Here is a 16,783-nt window from a genome sequence, read left to right as displayed (position 1 = left end):
TTGATTTTGCCAGATCAGACAACGGGTGTAAACCGATGTTTGTTTGACAAAAAAAGCTGACTCAAATAGTATAGTAAGATTATTTTGTCGAAAACAGTTCTTTGAGCCAGTCGGGAACGCGGACTGGTTTACCCTCAGGATTGACTGAAGCGTGCTCAGTCATGCCAGTGGCATGAAGTACCGTGCGGTCCCTGTTCCACACCTCATAGGCAAAGCGGATGGAGACGCGCTTCCATACGCTGATGCCGGTGAGCACATGGATTTCGTCGTCGAATTTGACCGAGACCCGATAGCGGCAGGATGCCTCGCGGACAGGCAGGATTATGCCGCGCCGTTCCACCTCGGCATAACTCATGCCGTGTTCTCTGATGAAAAAACTGCGCGCCCGCTCAAAGATATGAAGATACTCCGCATAGTAGAGCACGCCCATTGTGTCCGTCTCGCCATAGGACACGAAATGGTCGTAGCAGCTATGGTGGGTGGGAAGATCAGAATGCGGGGGCATTATTTCAATCCAAGGAGTTGCAGGGCGTGGGGCAGCAGTTCATATCCGTTTTCCAATGTTAACCCCGTACTGGCTGCCGTTGCTTCGGTGAAGGATTTCAGGCCGGATGCCTTGCAGTCCGGACCATTGATAAGGAAGGGAACGGCATCCCGTGTATGAGTCCGCTCCTTGATGGGCGTGAAGTGATCACAGGTGATGATGAAGGCCGCATCCTGTCCTTCCATTGCTTTGCGCAAAGGAGCGACTATCCGGGCATCAAAACGGGAAATAGCCTCGGCTTTTTCTTCGGCATCTCCGCCGTGCCCGCATTCATCCGGTCCTTCCAGATGGACGAAAACGAAATCATGGTCTTGCAGGTAGTCGATAGCTGCCTGGACTTTGCCTTCATAGTTGGTCTCGATGAGTCCGGTAGCTCCTTCCACGTTGATAACGTCCATTCCCGAAGCATTGCCCAGCCCCTTGATGAGGTCCACGGCAGAGATGACGGCTCCTTGCATGCCAAAGGTCTCGCGGAAGTTTGGCAGACTGAGCGGACGGCCCTGCCCCCACGGCCAGATAGAATTTGCCTTGCTTGAATTCACATCCCGATTATCCAGGATATCCTTGGCATCAAAAAGCAGATCCCACAGAAACGGGCTCTTGGAGTAGGTTCGCAAATCCAGCTTTATAGGCTTGTCCGTAATGTCGTGCGGCGGATTGATGAAGTAGTTCACTTCATCCGCCTCTGCGCCGCCTTTTTGTATCAGCAGGTGGCGGTACTGTATGCCGGGAATGAAGGTGTAGCGTTCATTGCCAAGCTCTTCCTGCAATTTTTCGACAATGGGGCGGGATACCTCGGTCGGGATGTGACCCGAGGAATAATCCCGCATGTATCCGTCGATGCTCAGCTGAGATACCGTGACCAGATTGAGGCGCCAGACCAGATCCTCGGGATCGAGTTCCAGACCCTGTGCGGCCGCTTCAATCGGGCCGCGTCCGGTATGGTAGGTGGCGGGATCGAAGCCGAGCAGGGCCATGTTGGCCACGTCCGATCCGGGGGGCATGGACTCCGGCACGGTGTGGGCCAAACCGACCACACCGTTTTTCGCCAGTTCATCCATATTGGGAGTGTCGGCAGCTTCCATGCAGGTGTGGCCGTTCAATTCTCCGGGCCATCCGCCCATGCCGTCGGCAATAAGATAGAGTAATTTCATCCCGAAGTTCCGATTAAAGGATTTTAAACTGTACGCAGGGCTTGATCGTGAAATCCATAGCATCCACCTGTGCGACCATGGCTTCGACGTCTTTGGTACTTGTCTCGTGGCTTATGATGACGAGACAAATTCCCTCGGCACCAGCCTTTCCCTTCTGAACGGCCTGGGCGATTGAGATATCGTGTTCGGCCATGGACTTGGTGATGGCCGCCATGACACCTGTGCGGTCCGCTACGGTGAATCGGAAGTAGTAGCTGGACCGGGATTCTTCCGGGGGCAGAATATTGGCCCGCTTGAGGGGCAGATTGCCGAAACCCGTATTATCCGGGGCATCGCAGGCATTCAGTCGGCTGCCCAGGTTCATGATGTCTGCCAACACGGCACTGCCGGTCGGCAGGTCTCCCGCACCCTGTCCATGCAGCATGATGGGGCCTACCGCATTGCCTTTCAGGCGGACGGCATTGTAATTGCCGCCCACGCGGGCCAGCAAATACGTATGATAGACGAGGGCTGGATGTACTCCTGCCTCTAACGTGCCTTTCTTTTCCTTCACATGGGCCATCAGCTTGATGCGATATCCGAATTCCCGGGCGAACTCGATGTCGTCGGGCGTGACCGAGGTAATGCCCTGGACCGGTATCTCGGAAAGGGGATAGTCCACTCCATATGCCATACGGATGAGAACGCACAGTTTGTGCGCGGTATCCAGTCCTTCCACGTCGAATGTCGGGTCAGCCTCGGCATACCCCAACTCCTGTGCGTCCTTCAAGGCCGTCTCGAAGTCCAAGCCCTTGGTGGTCATCTCGGAAAGAATATAGTTGGCCGTGCCATTCAGGATACCGAGCAGGCTGGTCACTTTGTCGCCGGCCAGACTCTGCTTCAGTGTCTGGACTATGGGGATACCCCCGGCGCAGCTGGCTTCGAACATAAGTCCCACGCCATTTGCCGAAGCTGTTTCAAAAAGCTCCAGGCCGTGCACGGCCAACAAATGTTTGTTGGCCGTGACCACATGTTTTCCTGCGGCAAAAGCATTGAGAATGAGTTCTTTTGCCGTATCCAGACCACCCATGAGTTCGACCACGATGTCGATATCCGGATCATTCGCCAGGGCCGCGGGGTCATCCGTAAATGTGACCCCGGGACCTGGATCGAACGCACGTTTCTTATTCAGATCACGTACGAGTACGGAACGTATCTCAATGCTCCGACCTAGCCGGGCCTTGATTCGGTCTTCGTTCATGGCAAGAATTTTTGCCAAGCCCGAGCCGACGGTGCCGAAACCGGCGAGTCCGAGTTTGATTGCGTCCATGATTATCCTTTGGCGAAGAATTTTCGCAAGTTGCGCACGGCCTGATTCGTGCGGTGGCGGTTTTCAACAAAGCTGAAGCGAACGTGGTCGTCTCCGTACTCGCCAAAACCCAAACCAGGGGAAACCGCTACTTCGGCTTCCTGCAGGAGCATCTTGGCAAATTCGACGGACCCCATCTGTTTGAACTGTTCGGGGATGGCTGCCCACAAGAACATGGTGGCCTTGGGCGGAGTGACTTCCCATCCAATACGGTTGAGCCCCTCACAAAGGGCGTCACGTCTGTCACCGTAAACCGCCATAATGTCTTTGACGGCCTGATCCATATCCTCGCGGGTGAACTTGGGCTCCGGGTCCAGGTCCCCGTTCAGGGCGCAGGCGGCCGCAATCTGGATGGGCTGGTATATGCCGTAGTCCAGATAGCTTTTAATACGGGTCAGGGCCTGGACAATCTCGGGATTGCCCACACAGTATCCGACGCGCATACCGGCCATGGAGTAGCTTTTTGTCATGGAGAAGAATTCCACGCCTACTTCCTTGGCTCCGTCCGCCTGCATGAAACTCGGGGCGGTGTAGCCGTCGAAAACGAAGTCCGCATAGGCGAAATCGTGCAGCACGTAGAGATCGTTTTCTTTGGCGAAGTCCACAATGCGCTGGAAGAAATCGATATCAACCACCTGGGTGGTCGGGTTGTGCGGGAAATTGATGATCAGCGCCTTGGGCTTGGGCCAGGTGTGCTTGATGGCTGTCTCCAGGTTCTCAAAAAAATCCTGGCCCGGTCCGATGGGCACGCGGCGCACGTCTGCACCGGCGATGATGGATGCATAGGGATGAATGGGGTAGGCCGGGTCCGGGGCGAGAACAACATCGCCGGGGCTGAGCATGGCCAGGGCCAAGTGGGCCAGGCCTTCCTTGGCGCCCATGGTCACGCATACTTCCTGATCCATATCAAGAGACACGTCATAGCGCCGGTAGTACCAGTCACGCACTGCCTTGCGGAGTCCTTTGATGCCCTTGGATGCCGAATATTTGGAATTGCCGGTCTTGTAGGCTGCCTCGGCCAGCTTGTCGAGAATGGGTTTCGGGGTGGGTACATCGGGGTTGCCCATGCCCAGGTCGATAATGTCTGCGCCTGCGTGGCGCATTTTCATCTTGAGTTCATTGACCTGAGCGAAAACGTACGGGGGCAGTCGATCGACTCTCGCAAACTTTGACATGGTGAAAAACTCCTAAATAGTATGAGTGCAAGCTAAATTTTCTTACGCGCGGGACTGTCCAGTGTCAAAATGAATTTCCGGGTGATAAACAGCGTGAGGAAACGGGCTGTTCCATGCGTCGATCCATCTTGACCTCGGCGGATGTTTTTCATAGCGTCCTTCATTCACAGGTGAGGTACGGAACGGCTAATGCCGCGTAAATAAGAAGGAGAGTTTTCATGGTCCAAAAATCCGAAACCATCTGGTTTGATGGTAAACAGGTCCCCTGGGACGAGGCTAACGTCCACGTTCTGACACACGCTTTGCACTATGGTACGGCTGTTTTCGAAGGAATTCGTGCCTATCCCTGTGCCGACGGTTCTTCCGAGGTTTTTCGTTTGGAAGAGCACATGGCCCGCTTGGTAGATTCCGCCAAGATTCTCGGCTTGAAGATCCCGTACACAGCGGAGGAGATGACCACTGCAGCGGTGGAGACCCTGCAGCGCAACAAGCTGGCCGGTGCCTATATACGGCCTTTGGTGTTCGTGGGTGAAGGGGCCATGGGAGTCCATCCGGGCGAAAATCCCATTCAGGTCATCATCGCCTGCTGGCCGTGGGGTGCCTACCTGGGGGAAGACGCACTGGAAAAGGGAATCAAGGTCCGTTGCAGCAGCTTCAGCCGACATCATATCAATGTAATGATGCCCAAGGCCAAGGCCGCAGGCAACTACGTCAACTCCGTGCTGGCCAAGACTGAGGTTGTGGCCGATGGGTATGACGAAGCTATTCTGCTCGATACCACCGGTCATGTTTCCGAAGGGTCCGGCGAAAATATTTTCATGGTGCGCAACGACATCATTTACACCCCGCATCTTGATGCGGTGCTCGGCGGTCTTACCCGCGACTCCATCATCACCCTGGCAAACGACCTGGGTTATGAAGTGCGCGAGGAACCCATTGCACGCGATATGCTGTATATTGCCGATGAAGTTTTCTTCACCGGTACTGCGGCGGAGCTGACGCCCATCAGTTCCGTTGACCGGCGTACCGTCGGTACAGGCAAGGCCGGTCCCGTGGCCAAGGCTCTGCAAACCGAGTTCTTCAAGATCGTCAAGGGTGAAAACCCGGATTACGAGCACTGGCTCCACCGCTATCACATTTAATGAAAGTCTAGAAAATCACGACGGCATCTGTTACCAAAGGGGAAATCCGGCGCGGAACGTCGGGTTTCCCCTTTTTTCGGTCGTTGATGACAGAAGAAAGCGTCCGCGCCTCAGCTTCAGGTGTACCTCATGAGCACATCAAATCTCACGGCAAAATACAGACCTCAGACCTTTGCCGACGTGGCCGGTCAGGAGGCCATCAAGTCGATCCTTTCCCGGGCGGCTGCCCAGGACAAGGTGGCCCCGGCATATCTTTTTTCCGGCACCCGGGGAGTTGGCAAGACGACCATCGCCCGCATTTTTGCCAAGGCGCTCAACTGCGTACATGCACCCACGGCCGAACCGTGCAACGAGTGCCCCAATTGCAAGCAGATAACGGCTGGCGTGGCTGTTGACGTTATCGAGATAGATGGTGCCTCCAACCGTGGCATTGATGACGCCAGAAGGCTCAAGGAGGATATCGGCTACGCGCCGGTTGAATGCCGCTACAAGGTCTTCATCATCGATGAGGCGCACATGCTTACCAAGGAGGCTTTCAACGCACTGCTGAAGACGCTGGAGGAGCCGCCGCCACGCGCCACGTTCATCATGGCGACCACTGAGCCGCACAAATTCCCCCCGACCATCATCAGCCGCTGCCAGCATTATATCTTCAAGATGCTTCCGCAGCCCGAGTTGGTGGCGCACCTGGAAAACATCATGAACAAGGAAGGGCTTCCCTTCGAGCCGGGCGCGTTGCAGATCATCGCCAAGCGCGGTGCGGGCAGTGTGCGCGACTCCATGTCCCTGTTGGGCCAGGCTTTGGCTATGGGGACGGAAAAACTCCTGGAAGCCGATGTTCGTTCCTTTCTGGGGCTGGCCGGACAGGATGTTTTCTTTAATCTTATGGAAGCCATGCACGACCGCAAGCTCGTGGCTGTTGGACAGGTTTTGCGTCAGGTTCTCGACCAGGGGCTTGATCTGGGATTCTTCCTGCGTGAGCTGACAAACTGCTGGCGGAACATGTTCTTGCTGCGACAGGCGGGGGAGGAGGCTTTGCCCCTGCTCGGCCTGTCCGGAGAAGAGGCCACAGGGTGGATGGAGTGGGCCCGGAAATTCGATCCGGCACACATTCATGCCTGCTGGCAGATGACATTGGACGGTCAGAAAAAGGTCATGACCAGTCTGGAGCCTGCCTTGGCGCTGGAACTCCTGCTGCTCAATCTGACCAGCCTGCCGGATCTTATCAATCTGGAAAAGGTAGGGCAGGGCAGTCCCGCGGCCCCGCCTCGCCAAGCGCCTCCCCGTCAGGCCCCTCCGAGAGGTGGTATGGGGCAGGGAGGACAAGGTGCACCGCCTCGTTCGGGCGGTGGAGCGACTTCGCCTCAAGGCGGTGGGTATTCACCTCCGGGAGGAAGAAAATTCGCTCCCAACAATCAGGCTCAACAGTCAGCTCCGGGGGATAATGTACCTCCTCCGAGAGAAGAGCGGCCTTCTCCGTCCGCCTCGCAACGGGAGGAGCCGCCAGTCCCTTTCGCTGAGCCCGGTGCGGGAGGGGAGGCCCCCCACGCACCGGAAGAAGCCGTGGGGCCATCCGAAGCGACACCAGTCGCGACACATGTCTTTCAGAACCCCGATCCGGAGCAGGCTGGGGCTGAGGCTCCCGCACTGAGTGATAGCATGGCGGAAGCCCCGGTCCCGACATCGCCGCGCCCGATGGGACCGCGCGACTGGGATGGTTTTCTGGATTTCGTGGCTGAACGCAACGGCAAATCCGGCGTTAATTCTACCCGGTTGCGTCTCAACCAGGGCGAGTTCGCCGAGAATATGCTGAAGATTACGTGTTCGGCCAGGATGCAGTGCCAGTATCTGATGGGTGACGCGGTAAATGCCGCATTGAAACGGCTGGCCAAGGAATATTTCGGGCCTGCGGTTGATGTCGTTGTGGAGACAGGTGACATTGCCGAGCCCAAATCAACTCGTCAGTTGCAGGAAGAGGCTGAGAGGCATCCGGGTGTGCAGAAAGTCATGGAGATTTTCGGCGCCCAGCTGACCTCGGTCAATTCCCGTAATTCATAACCGGAAACAAGCAGATTCAGGAGATATCATGAAGGGAATGAACGAAATGATCCGCCAGGCTCAGGTCATGCAGCGAAAAATGACCCAGAAGCAGGAAGAGCTCAAGAAGCTGGAAGTTGAAGCTTCCAGCGGCGGTGGCATGGTAATGGTCAAGGCCACCGGCGCCCAGGAGATTCTCTCGGTTGTCATCGAGCCCTCCGTCATGGAATCCGGTGATGTGGAGATGCTTCAGGACCTGGTGCTGACCGCTGCCAATGAAGCGCTCAAGAAGTCAAAGGAACTGATGGAGAAGGAACTGGGTTCCGTCACCGGCGGAATGAATATCCCCGGTCTGTTCTAGGAGCTGTCTTTGCAGAATCTTCCCGGCCCCTTGAAGTCGGTGGTCGAGCAGCTTTCCAGCCTGCCCGGCATCGGTCCGAAATCCGCATTGCGAATGGCCCTGACCCTGCTCAAAATGCCCAGGGAAAGGGCCCACGCGGTTGGACAGTCCATATTCGACCTGCGTGAGAACCTCTGTTTGTGCGAGGAATGCGCCTGTCTGGCCGAGTACAGCCCTTGCGCCATTTGTTCCGACCCCGGCCGTGAGGCGGATCAACTCTGTCTTGTGCCCGAATGGGACGCCCTTTTGGCCATGGAGGATATGGGAATCTACCGAGGGCGCTATCTCGTGCTCGGTGGCCTGTTGTCTCCGCTTGAAGGCGTACAGCCTGCGCATCTGGAAATTGAGCGGCTTCGGCGTCATCTCGGTTCCGGACGGGTGAATGAGCTGATTCTCGCTCTGGGAGCCACCCTTGATGCGGAGTCCACGGCGTCCTACATCAAAAATCTGGTGGAATCCGAATTCCCTGATGTCTCGGTAAGCCGTTTGGCGCAGGGGATTCCCATCGGCGCGGAAGTGAAGTTCATGGACCGCGAAACCCTCAAACAATCATTGGTCCACCGGCAAAAGGTCTGATCCCGGCCATCCCTCAGCAAATGAACGAAGAACTCTCTCATCTCAACGGCGCGGAAGTCATTTCTCTTATTTATCACAACAAGGAGAATGGCTACGCCATTGCCCGCGTCCGTGTAAAAGACGAACCTGGGCAGATTTCCATTGTCGGGACGCTCGGAGAGCTGGTGGCTGGAGCCACTCTCGACCTGACAGGGCGATGGACAGTTCATCCGAAGTTTGGTCGTCAGTTTGAGGTGGCAACCTTTGAGGAAACCCGTCCTGCGACGGAAAATGGCGTTATTCGTTTTCTGCAATCCTCCATCAAGGGAGTAGGGGAGAAAACCGCTTCCGTATTGGTGGAGCGTTTTGGCGTTGGCGTTCTGGACATTCTTGACGATGATCCGGACCAGCTTCTTTCCGTTAAGGGAATATCGAAGAAGAAGCTGGTGGATATCGTCGAATCCTGGGGAAGGCAGCGTGAGATCAAGAATCTGCTGGTATTTCTGCAGACCCACGGCGTCCCCACGACCTTTGCGGGGAAGATATTCCATCTTTACGGAGCGCAGGCCGAGAAAAAGCTGCGTGATAATCCATACGATCTTGCGTATGAAATTCGAGGCGTAGGCTTTCGTACAGCCGACGCCATGGCCATGAAGCTCGGTTTTGCCCCGGATTGTGCCCAGCGGCTGGAAGCGGCCATCGCCTATCACCTCTTTTCAGTCTGTGAGCGGGGCGGGCATCTCTTTGTCCCCAGGGACACGCTGTTGGGCGAGGTGGCCAAGATGTTGGACACCACGGATTTCGACAAGCTGGAACTTGCCCTGTACTCCCTGGAGGAAAAAAAGCGCGTCCGGATGGAAAATCTGCCCGAGCAGGGGGTGGATAATGCTGTCTATCTAATCCATTTCTATCACTACGAAAATGAAATCACCCAGCGGCTGTATCAGTTGGTCAGCCATCCGTCGCCCGTCAGCCGCAAGAAGATAGACAAGACGCTGCCTCTGGTGGAGGACAAGCTGGGCTTCAAGCTCTCCGACGAACAGCGCGAGGCGGTGTTCAATGCATGCAGCAACAAGGTCTTTATTGTCACGGGCGGACCCGGCACGGGTAAAACCACCATCACCAAGGCGATAACCCTCACCCTGCGGGAACTGGGCCTCAAGATCAAACAGGCTGCTCCCACAGGGCGGGCGGCCAAGCGTTTGTCCGAGGCAACGGGGCATTCCGCGCTCACCGTACACCGATTGCTTCAGTTTCAGCCCGATGGCGGATTCAACTATTGCGAGGACCAGAAACTCAAGGCGGACGTGCTCATCATCGATGAAGCGAGCATGGTGGATGCCTACCTTTTTGTTTCAATCCTGCGTGCGCTGCCCCATACCTGCCGTCTAATTCTGGTTGGTGACGTCAACCAGTTGCCCAGTGTTGGCCCCGGTCAGATTCTGGGCGATCTGATCGACTCCCATCGCATTCCCTGCGCTGTCCTGACTCGTATTTTCCGTCAGGCTCAGGAAAGTTTCATTGTGGTGAACGCCCACCTGATCAACCAGGGAAAGTTTCCGCGCCAGCATCCTTGCCCGGCGCCGGAAGCTGATTTCTATTGGATTCCTCAGGATGACACGCACAAGGTACAACGACTTGTTTTGGATAGTGTGTGTGAACGAATTCCAGAGCGCTATAATCTAGACCCCCTGAGGGATATTCAGGTGCTGACGCCCATGCACAAGGGAGAGGTCGGGACGCAGGCCCTGAATGTGGCTCTTCAGGAACGGCTCAATCCTCCGAGACCCGGCGTGCGCGAGATCAAGCGCAAGTTCAATACGTTTCGTGAAGGGGACCGGGTCATCCAGATGAAAAACAATTATGACAAGGAAGTCTTCAACGGTGATCTGGGGTGGATCGTCGAGGCCGACCCGGACGAGGCTGAACTCCTGGTCGAATTTGAAGGAAACTTGGTCCACTTTGAAGCTTCAGAGATGGATGAGTTGGCCCTGGCTTATGCCGTGAGCGTACACAAGTCGCAGGGCAGTGAGTATCCGGCGGTGGTTATGCCCATCGTTACCCAGCATTTTCTGCTGCTCCAGCGCAATCTGCTCTATACCGGCCTGACGCGCGCCCGAGAGCTTGCCGTACTCATTGGGTCGGACCGTGCATTCAAGATTGGTCTGGAAAACGTCACGGCCGGAAAACGCCGCACCAACCTTTCGTACAGACTTAGGGAAATGTTCGACCAACCCCGTCTCGTTTAATTCTTCTTTTCTTGCCAATCAGCGAGGAATGGTTATTTTTAAAAATGCCCATTGGGCGGATGTGTTGACGATTGTAAGCCGCAATGAACCGGCAATAATCCAAATCGCTGATCCAAGGAGACGACATGCTCAGCAAGAAAATGGAAGATGCCCTGAACGAACAGATGAACTGGGAAATCTATTCCGCACATATTTATCTCTCCATGGCTTCGCATTTCACCAAGGAAGGCCTTGATGGCTTTGCCAACTGGATGAATGTCCAGTATCAGGAAGAAATGTTTCATGCCATGAAGTTTTTTAATTATATCAATAGCGCAGGCGGCCACGCGAAACTGGGGCAGATCGACCAACCTCAGTTGGAGTGGGACTCTCCGTTGGATGCTTTCCAAGACGCTCTGGAGCATGAGCAGGGTGTTACCGCCCGGATCAACAAGATCGCCGACCTGGCTATTGAAGAACGCAACCACGCCATTGGTATTTTCCTCCAATGGTTCATCTCAGAGCAGGTGGAGGAAGAGGAAAACGTGGGCGATATCGTCGGCAAGTTGAAACTCGTCGGCGACGGCGGAGGGCTGTTCATGCTCGGCCGTGACCTTGCTACCCGCGTGTTTACTCCGCCGACCGATACGGCAGCGTAACCAGAACCAATTGGAAAGGCCGGGATATCAAATCCCGGCCTTTTTTATATTCCAATGTTCCCTTACGACGGCTTCATTCATTTAAATAGCCACAATATCATCAATGTCAGCCAGGACTTCACCTGGAACCATTTCCTCGCCCGCAGATTGCGCCACCAGGTATGAGGCGTACTGTCGTCCCCATGCAAAAAGGTTGTCCAGAACCGGAATCAATGTCCGTCCCATAGGCGTCAGGGAGTATTCCACTTTGGGTGGGACTTCCTTATACACCTCACGGTGGACCATGCCGTCATCGATCAATTCCTTGAGCTGCTGAATCAGCATCTTTTCAGAAATACCGGATATCGAATTCCTGAGCCTGCCAAACCGAACCGCAGGCTGTTGGCCGAGTCGGAAGAGGATCATCGGTTTCCACTTACCTCCTATAACCATCTGCGACAACTCAAAAAAACAACTGAATTTCTTCTCGCCTGCCTGCTTGGGAGTGCAGGGCGTGGCCTGTGTATACATTATGGTGTTCTTCATGCTTACCAATAGGTGAGTATTAAACATTAAAGTCCGTACTTGACGAAATCCATTGATAGTCTAGTTCTTTCCCGAGGTAAAGATTTGCAATGCCACTGCAAAAAAAGCTTTACATTTCAGGAATACCGCGTCTGAACGCGGACTATAAAGATGAAACGGTTGCATCCATAATTCCGAAAATAGCCGATATGGAGAGTCTGGACGCCACACCTTCTGTTTGTGCTTGGGAGCACATAGCGCAGAATGTTTGGAAAAAATGTCCGGATTCAATATTCCATATGGCGAATTTGTCACCACAACCAATCGAATAGGCGGGGTATCCCATAATGGGTATCTTTCGCCGACAGGAAGTCTCAGATGAAAGCAGAACTGGCTGCAAGCCTTTTTCGTGGAGTTGAAAAATACAATTGTGCCCAGGCGGTGCTCAAGGCATATCAAGTCGAATCCGGTTTATCGGAGGCGGACCTCAAGGCTGCATCAAACGCAGGTAACGGCAAAGCTCCGGGAGGCAGGTGCGGAGCCTTGCAGGCTGCCATGATACTGCTGGATACCCAGGAGGTAGTGGAAAACGTTCGGCAAGAGTTCGCCAGCGCGGCCGGATCGACCAAGTGCAAGGAAGTGCGCAGCATCAATCGGTTGAAATGCCGGGAGTGTGTAGCTCTGGCTGCAGGCCTCATAGAACGGCACATGGACAGGTTCAAACCTGATGACCCGGCGTTTGTTGCGGAATTAAGACTGAGGGAAGCCGAATTGTTGTCGGAGAAGACGGCAGGAGCTCATCACTAAGCAACAGGAACGGGGAGTAGGCTGAGAACGATGGTCGGATGTGGCCGCTCCCCGTTTGCCTAATCATTGCTTCCCGGTTTTGGGGGATTGCAGCCTGGTTGCTTGCTTACGAAAGGATGACCGCCAACGTGCGTATTCCCTTTACAAATCGCCGCATCTCTGCAATAGCCGGGCACAAGGATAAACCGTTGCGAGGTAAGCAATGAGCAATGATTCGGAAAAGATAATTTACTCCATGTACAAGGTGTCCAAGCGACACGGACAGAAAGAGGTGCTCAAGAACATCTCCCTGTCATATTTTTATGGCGCAAAGATCGGTGTACTCGGCCTGAATGGATCAGGAAAGAGTTCGCTGCTCAAGATTCTTGCCGGTGTTGATACCAGCTTTGAGGGAGAGACCCAAGTCAAGGAAGGGTACTCCATCGGATATTTGGAGCAGGAGCCCCTTGCCGACGAAACGCGCACCGTGCGTGAGGTTGTCGAGGAGGGACTGGGCGAGATCATGGATATTGTCCGTGAGTACAACGCCATCAATGAGAAATTTGCCGAGCCCATGGAGCCAGAGGAAATGGATGCCCTCATTGAGCGGCAGGGCCAGGTTCAGGAACTCATGGACGCCAAGGGCGGCTGGGATATCGATTCCAAGCTGGAGATGGCCATGGATTCCCTGCGTTGTCCTCCCGCAGATGCTTCCGTTTCGGTCATCTCCGGTGGTGAGCGACGCAGAGTTGCCCTGTGCCGACTGTTGCTCCAGGCCCCGGACATTCTGCTGCTGGATGAGCCCACCAACCATCTTGATGCCGATTCCGTGGCATGGTTGGAGAAGTTTCTCTCCACCTTCCCCGGGACCGTTATCGCCGTCACCCATGATCGTTACTTCCTGGATAATGTGGCTGGTTGGATTCTGGAGCTGGACAGGGGGCACGGTATCCCCTGGAAGGGCAACTATTCCTCCTGGCTGGAACAGAAGGAACAGCGGCTGTCCAAAGAGGGTAAGGCCGAGGCGGAGCGCCAGAAGACCCTTCAGCGCGAACTGGACTGGATTCACATGTCCCCCAAGGGGCGCCGTGCAAAGGGCAAGGCTCGCATCAACGCCTACGAGGCGATGGCCAGCCATGAAAGCGAACGTCTGGCCGATGATCTGCAAATCTACATCCCACCGGGACCGCACCTTGGCAAGCAGGTAGTTGTTGCCGAGAACGTATCCAAATCAATGGGCGACAAATTGCTTGTGGCTAACATGAGCTTCATTTTGCCCCCCAATGCCATTGTCGGCATTGTCGGCCCCAACGGTGCGGGTAAATCCACGTTGTTCAAGATGATCGTCGGCGAAGAGCAGCCTGATTCCGGTACGGTCACTCTCGGACAGACCGTTACGTTGGCCTATGCGGATCAGAACCGGGCATCCCTGGTGCCGGGCAAGACGGTATACGAGGTCATCAGCGGAGGGGCGGAGTTTATCAAGCTGGGCAATCGCGAAGTGAATGCTAGGGCTTATTGCTCCCGTTTCAATTTCGCAGGCCAGGATCAGCAAAAGCCGGTGGATGTGCTTTCCGGCGGAGAGCGCAACCGCGTGCATATGGCCCAGATGCTCAAATCGGGGGCCAACGTACTGCTGCTTGATGAACCGACCAACGACCTGGACGTAAACACCATGCGCGCCCTGGAAGACGGCCTGGAAAACTTTGCGGGCTGTGTGCTGGTCATTAGCCACGACCGCTGGTTCCTCGACCGTATCGCGACACACATCATCGCCTTTGAGGGAGACTCCGAAGTCGTCTTTCTGGAAGGGAATTACAGCGATTATGTGGCGGACCGCAAAAAGCGCCTTGGCGTGGATGCGGACCAACCGCATCGGATCAAGTTCAGACGGCTGACCAGATAGTCGTCGGCTTCAAATGTCATTGAAAGGCTCTGCGGTGGAATGCTGCAGAGCCTTTTTTATCAGCATGGCGGAAGGTCGAGTTCTTCCGCACCCAAAGGAGGACGTCTGTCAACGGCGACGGCATTTCCAGGCTTGGATTTAGCGTATTTCTTGATGTGTGCGGCTCGTTCACCGATCTCCATGAGGGAGCAGTTTCCACAGATACTGATGACGCCAAGGGATATGGAAACCAGAGGATAGTTGCCTTCTTTGCCGTCCCGTCCCCTGGCCTTGATCCATCCTCGTTCCCTGTCTTCCTTGCAATAACAGTGGTTAACCAGCCTTCCGAAACAACGCGTTACCGCCTTGGTAATTCGGGTAGTGGACTCCGGCGAGGTAATCAGTACGAAATCATCGCCGCCGATATGGCAGAGCCGGGCATCCTGCGGACCATATTTTTTTGTGGCCCAGGCAAGAATGTCAGCCGCCAGCTTGATGATGCCATCCCCGTTTTTGAAGCCATAGGTGTCGTTGTAGACCTTGAAGTTGTCCAGGTCGGCGTAAATGATGCTGAAAATCCGTTTTTGCTGGATACGACTTTCAACTTCACGTTCTATGGCCACATTCCCGGGCAGCCCTGTGAGTGGATTGGTTCCCTTGGCCATCTCAACCTGGATTTTTGCCATGGCATTGAGCAGATTCTGTACCGAAACAACGCCGTAGAGATATCCTTTTCGGGTGATGATAATGTCGTCGTAGGCTTTGAGTGGTTCCCGTTTCATGGCCTTGCGGGCTGCTTGTTCAACTGGAGTATCAAGTTCCACGATTAACGGTGCGGGGTCCATGACCGTCTCGACGGGTCTTTTGTAGAACAGGGCTATGCCGTACTGAGATGATAGCTGTCGGTTCAAATGGTATTCCATGACCAGGCCGCAGGGGATTTCGTTCTCCGTAACAACAATGCAGGAGAATCGGTTGTTCTTCTTGAAGAATTCTTGAGCGCCCGAAACCATGAAATCTTTGGGAACCGAGTGGGGCGGCTGGGCGAGATCGCCTATCGGCAGTGAACAGGTGACTGATTTTGAAGTGATGTCCGTCACGGACTGAAGCTCCCGACATTCCTTGGTCAGGTCGGGCTTGGGACTGGCCGGACGTGCCAGGAAAAAACCTTGTCCGCAATGCACTCCTATTTCCTTAAGGCAGACAGCCTGTGCTTTATGCTCGATGCCCTCGGCGATGATCTGTGCTCCGATTTTGTCGGCAAAAGTTGTGGTGGTCTCGACCAGGGCACGTTTGACCGGGTCCTTGTGGATGTTGGCGATGAGCGACTGGTCGAGCTTGATGTATTCCGGCTGGAGCTCGGCTATGGTGGTCAGGCCCGAATATCCTGCTCCGGCATCGTCCACGGCAATTTTGAATCCCTGGCTGCGGTAATGGTCCAATGTGCGGTAGAAAAGGGCAAATTCCTGAACACTATGGCGTTCGGTAATTTCGAAAACGATATTATCGGGTGTCAGCCCTGCGCTCTCCATCAGGCTGAGTGTATTCCCCGTAGTGAATTCTGGGTCAGCCATGGTTTTGGGATTGATGTTGAGAAAGAGTTTCTGGTCATCCTCAATCTTCCCTAGATTTTTAATAGCGGACTCGCGACATATCTTTTCCAGGGCAAAGAGTCGTCCCAGTTGTTCTGCGGTATCAAACAACACAAGGGGAGAGCGAAAAGAGGATTCCTTGGGACCTCTCGCAAGAGCTTCCCATCCCATGATCTTACCGGAGCGGAAATCGAGTATGGGCTGATAGTGGGTGGAAACCCTGTTTCCGTTCAGTATGGCGTTGAATCGTTCGGCTATGGACAACCGCTTCATATCAAGCGGCATTCTGGACATGCGCCGGGCTTCGTCGAGAAAGGAGTTCAGATAGTCGCCGTCCACGGTTTTGGCATTTTGCTGGATGGTGGCATACCCCATTCCGAGGTCTATCCCCAGGCCCGTCTGGCGGTACATGGTCTGTTTCAAACCATTTTGCGCCTTGATCTTGAACTCGTAGGCAAGGTCGGCGGGGGAGGTGGTTTGCGGAGTAATGAAGGCAACCTCTCCGGGCCCGGTGGCAAACACATCTTTCTCTTTGCTGTCTATATCCCGACTCACCCATTCTCGAAGAAGGGCGCGCAGCTCATGTACAAGCTGATCGATGAACCCTTGGCCATACATTTCACGCAGTATGTGGTAATCCTTAATGGATATGAGAATCAGCGTGTAGTCGCGGGTCGTAATCCGTGGGTTGTCCCTTCTCTGCGTGGACACTTCCATGTGCATGGGAGCCTCTTGGTGGTTGAAGATCCAATCTCGAATGCGTCGGGCGAGTAA

14 protein-coding genes are annotated in these 16,783 nt (G+C 54.7%); 8 read left to right on the top strand and 6 right to left on the bottom strand.

Annotation, left to right across the window (positions count from 1 at the left end; all coding sequences use genetic code 11):
• Positions 1 to 79: 79 nt before the first annotated feature.
• Genes ACI0FG_RS07990 through ACI0FG_RS07975 form a run of 4 tightly spaced genes read right to left on the bottom strand, consistent with a single transcriptional unit; the run spans position 80 to position 4,221 of the window.
• Complete coding sequence (locus tag ACI0FG_RS07990) at positions 80 to 505, bottom strand: acyl-CoA thioesterase (protein ID WP_419788010.1); 426 nt, start codon at positions 503 to 505, stop codon at positions 80 to 82.
• Complete coding sequence (locus ACI0FG_RS07985; RefSeq protein WP_419788009.1) at positions 505 to 1,698, bottom strand: cofactor-independent phosphoglycerate mutase; 1,194 nt, start codon at positions 1,696 to 1,698, stop codon at positions 505 to 507. Before ACI0FG_RS07985 ends, ACI0FG_RS07990 begins: the two co-directional genes overlap by 1 nt.
• 13 nt (positions 1,699 to 1,711) lie before the next feature.
• A complete protein-coding gene (locus ACI0FG_RS07980; RefSeq protein WP_419788008.1) occupies positions 1,712 to 3,007 on the bottom strand; it encodes a homoserine dehydrogenase in 1,296 nt (431 codons plus the stop codon).
• 2 nt (positions 3,008 to 3,009) lie between these two features.
• The gene (locus tag ACI0FG_RS07975; protein ID WP_419788007.1) at positions 3,010 to 4,221 is read right to left on the bottom strand and encodes an aminotransferase class I/II-fold pyridoxal phosphate-dependent enzyme; all 1,212 of its coding nucleotides are present in this window, start codon (positions 4,219 to 4,221) and stop codon (positions 3,010 to 3,012) included.
• 218 nt (positions 4,222 to 4,439) lie between these two features.
• Here ACI0FG_RS07975 and ACI0FG_RS07970 point away from each other — a divergent pair, with 218 nt between their 5' ends.
• The 6 genes from ACI0FG_RS07970 to ACI0FG_RS07945 all read left to right on the top strand — a co-directional run bounded on the left by ACI0FG_RS07970 (position 4,440) and on the right by ACI0FG_RS07945 (position 11,242).
• Positions 4,440 to 5,363, top strand: coding sequence for a branched-chain amino acid transaminase (locus ACI0FG_RS07970; protein ID WP_419788006.1), 924 nt, complete (start codon positions 4,440 to 4,442; stop codon positions 5,361 to 5,363).
• A gap of 129 nt (positions 5,364 to 5,492) precedes the next feature.
• Positions 5,493 to 7,421 (top strand): DNA polymerase III subunit gamma/tau, encoded by a 1,929-nt coding sequence (dnaX, locus tag ACI0FG_RS07965; RefSeq protein ID WP_419788005.1) that lies wholly within the window; start codon positions 5,493 to 5,495, stop codon positions 7,419 to 7,421.
• 28 nt (positions 7,422 to 7,449) lie between these two features.
• Complete coding sequence (locus ACI0FG_RS07960) at positions 7,450 to 7,761, top strand: YbaB/EbfC family nucleoid-associated protein (RefSeq protein WP_419788004.1); 312 nt, start codon at positions 7,450 to 7,452, stop codon at positions 7,759 to 7,761.
• A gap of 9 nt (positions 7,762 to 7,770) precedes the next feature.
• Positions 7,771 to 8,376: a recombination mediator RecR gene (gene recR / locus ACI0FG_RS07955; protein ID WP_419788003.1), complete on the top strand. Its 606-nt coding sequence runs from the start codon at positions 7,771 to 7,773 to the stop codon at positions 8,374 to 8,376.
• Between the two features lie 20 nt (positions 8,377 to 8,396).
• On the top strand, positions 8,397 to 10,604 hold the full coding sequence (gene recD2, locus ACI0FG_RS07950; RefSeq protein ID WP_419788002.1) for an SF1B family DNA helicase RecD2: 2,208 nt from the start codon (positions 8,397 to 8,399) through the stop codon (positions 10,602 to 10,604).
• 125 nt (positions 10,605 to 10,729) lie between these two features.
• A complete protein-coding gene (locus ACI0FG_RS07945; protein WP_419788001.1) occupies positions 10,730 to 11,242 on the top strand; it encodes a ferritin in 513 nt (170 codons plus the stop codon).
• A gap of 81 nt (positions 11,243 to 11,323) precedes the next feature.
• Here the strand turns inward: ACI0FG_RS07945 and ACI0FG_RS07940 are convergent, their stop codons facing one another.
• Entirely contained in the window at positions 11,324 to 11,752 is a 429-nt protein-coding gene (locus ACI0FG_RS07940; RefSeq protein ID WP_419788000.1) for a winged helix-turn-helix transcriptional regulator, read from the bottom strand.
• A 372-nt stretch (positions 11,753 to 12,124) separates the two neighbouring features.
• Here ACI0FG_RS07940 and ACI0FG_RS07935 point away from each other — a divergent pair, with 372 nt between their 5' ends.
• Together ACI0FG_RS07935 and ettA are read left to right on the top strand one after the other, a co-directional pair.
• Entirely contained in the window at positions 12,125 to 12,553 is a 429-nt protein-coding gene (locus ACI0FG_RS07935) for a C-GCAxxG-C-C family (seleno)protein (protein ID WP_419787999.1), read from the top strand.
• 202 nt (positions 12,554 to 12,755) lie between these two features.
• Positions 12,756 to 14,438: an energy-dependent translational throttle protein EttA gene (ettA, locus tag ACI0FG_RS07930; protein ID WP_419787998.1), complete on the top strand. Its 1,683-nt coding sequence runs from the start codon at positions 12,756 to 12,758 to the stop codon at positions 14,436 to 14,438.
• 59 nt (positions 14,439 to 14,497) lie between these two features.
• Here ettA and ACI0FG_RS07925 read toward each other — a convergent pair whose 3' ends face one another.
• Positions 14,498 to 16,732, bottom strand: coding sequence for a GGDEF domain-containing protein (locus tag ACI0FG_RS07925; protein ID WP_419787997.1), 2,235 nt, complete (start codon positions 16,730 to 16,732; stop codon positions 14,498 to 14,500).
• Between the last annotated feature and the right edge of the window lie 51 nt (positions 16,733 to 16,783).

Source organism: Pseudodesulfovibrio sp. 7M6 (genome assembly GCF_050058625.1).
Lineage (GTDB): Bacteria > Desulfobacterota > Desulfovibrionia > Desulfovibrionales > Desulfovibrionaceae > Pseudodesulfovibrio > Pseudodesulfovibrio salinus.
This window is presented reverse-complemented; position numbering and strand designations above follow the sequence as displayed.

Excerpts from the sequence above, each read along its gene's own strand:
- ACI0FG_RS07940 (WP_419788000.1), bottom strand. The coding sequence starts at position 11,752 with ATGTATACACAGGCCACGCCCTGCACTCCCAAGCAGGCAGGCGAGAAG.
- ACI0FG_RS07925 (WP_419787997.1), bottom strand. The coding sequence starts at position 16,732 with ATGCACATGGAAGTGTCCACGCAGAGAAGGGACAACCCACGGATTACG.
- ACI0FG_RS07945 (WP_419788001.1), top strand. The coding sequence starts at position 10,730 with ATGCTCAGCAAGAAAATGGAAGATGCCCTGAACGAACAGATGAACTGG.
- ACI0FG_RS07935 (WP_419787999.1), top strand. The coding sequence starts at position 12,125 with ATGAAAGCAGAACTGGCTGCAAGCCTTTTTCGTGGAGTTGAAAAATAC.
- ACI0FG_RS07975 (WP_419788007.1), bottom strand. The coding sequence starts at position 4,221 with ATGTCAAAGTTTGCGAGAGTCGATCGACTGCCCCCGTACGTTTTCGCT.
- ACI0FG_RS07985 (WP_419788009.1), bottom strand. The coding sequence starts at position 1,698 with ATGAAATTACTCTATCTTATTGCCGACGGCATGGGCGGATGGCCCGGA.
- ettA (WP_419787998.1), top strand. The coding sequence starts at position 12,756 with ATGAGCAATGATTCGGAAAAGATAATTTACTCCATGTACAAGGTGTCC.
- ACI0FG_RS07980 (WP_419788008.1), bottom strand. The coding sequence starts at position 3,007 with ATGGACGCAATCAAACTCGGACTCGCCGGTTTCGGCACCGTCGGCTCG.
- ACI0FG_RS07990 (WP_419788010.1), bottom strand. The coding sequence starts at position 505 with ATGCCCCCGCATTCTGATCTTCCCACCCACCATAGCTGCTACGACCAT.
- ACI0FG_RS07960 (WP_419788004.1), top strand. The coding sequence starts at position 7,450 with ATGAAGGGAATGAACGAAATGATCCGCCAGGCTCAGGTCATGCAGCGA.
- dnaX (WP_419788005.1), top strand. The coding sequence starts at position 5,493 with ATGAGCACATCAAATCTCACGGCAAAATACAGACCTCAGACCTTTGCC.
- ACI0FG_RS07970 (WP_419788006.1), top strand. The coding sequence starts at position 4,440 with ATGGTCCAAAAATCCGAAACCATCTGGTTTGATGGTAAACAGGTCCCC.
- recD2 (WP_419788002.1), top strand. The coding sequence starts at position 8,397 with ATGAACGAAGAACTCTCTCATCTCAACGGCGCGGAAGTCATTTCTCTT.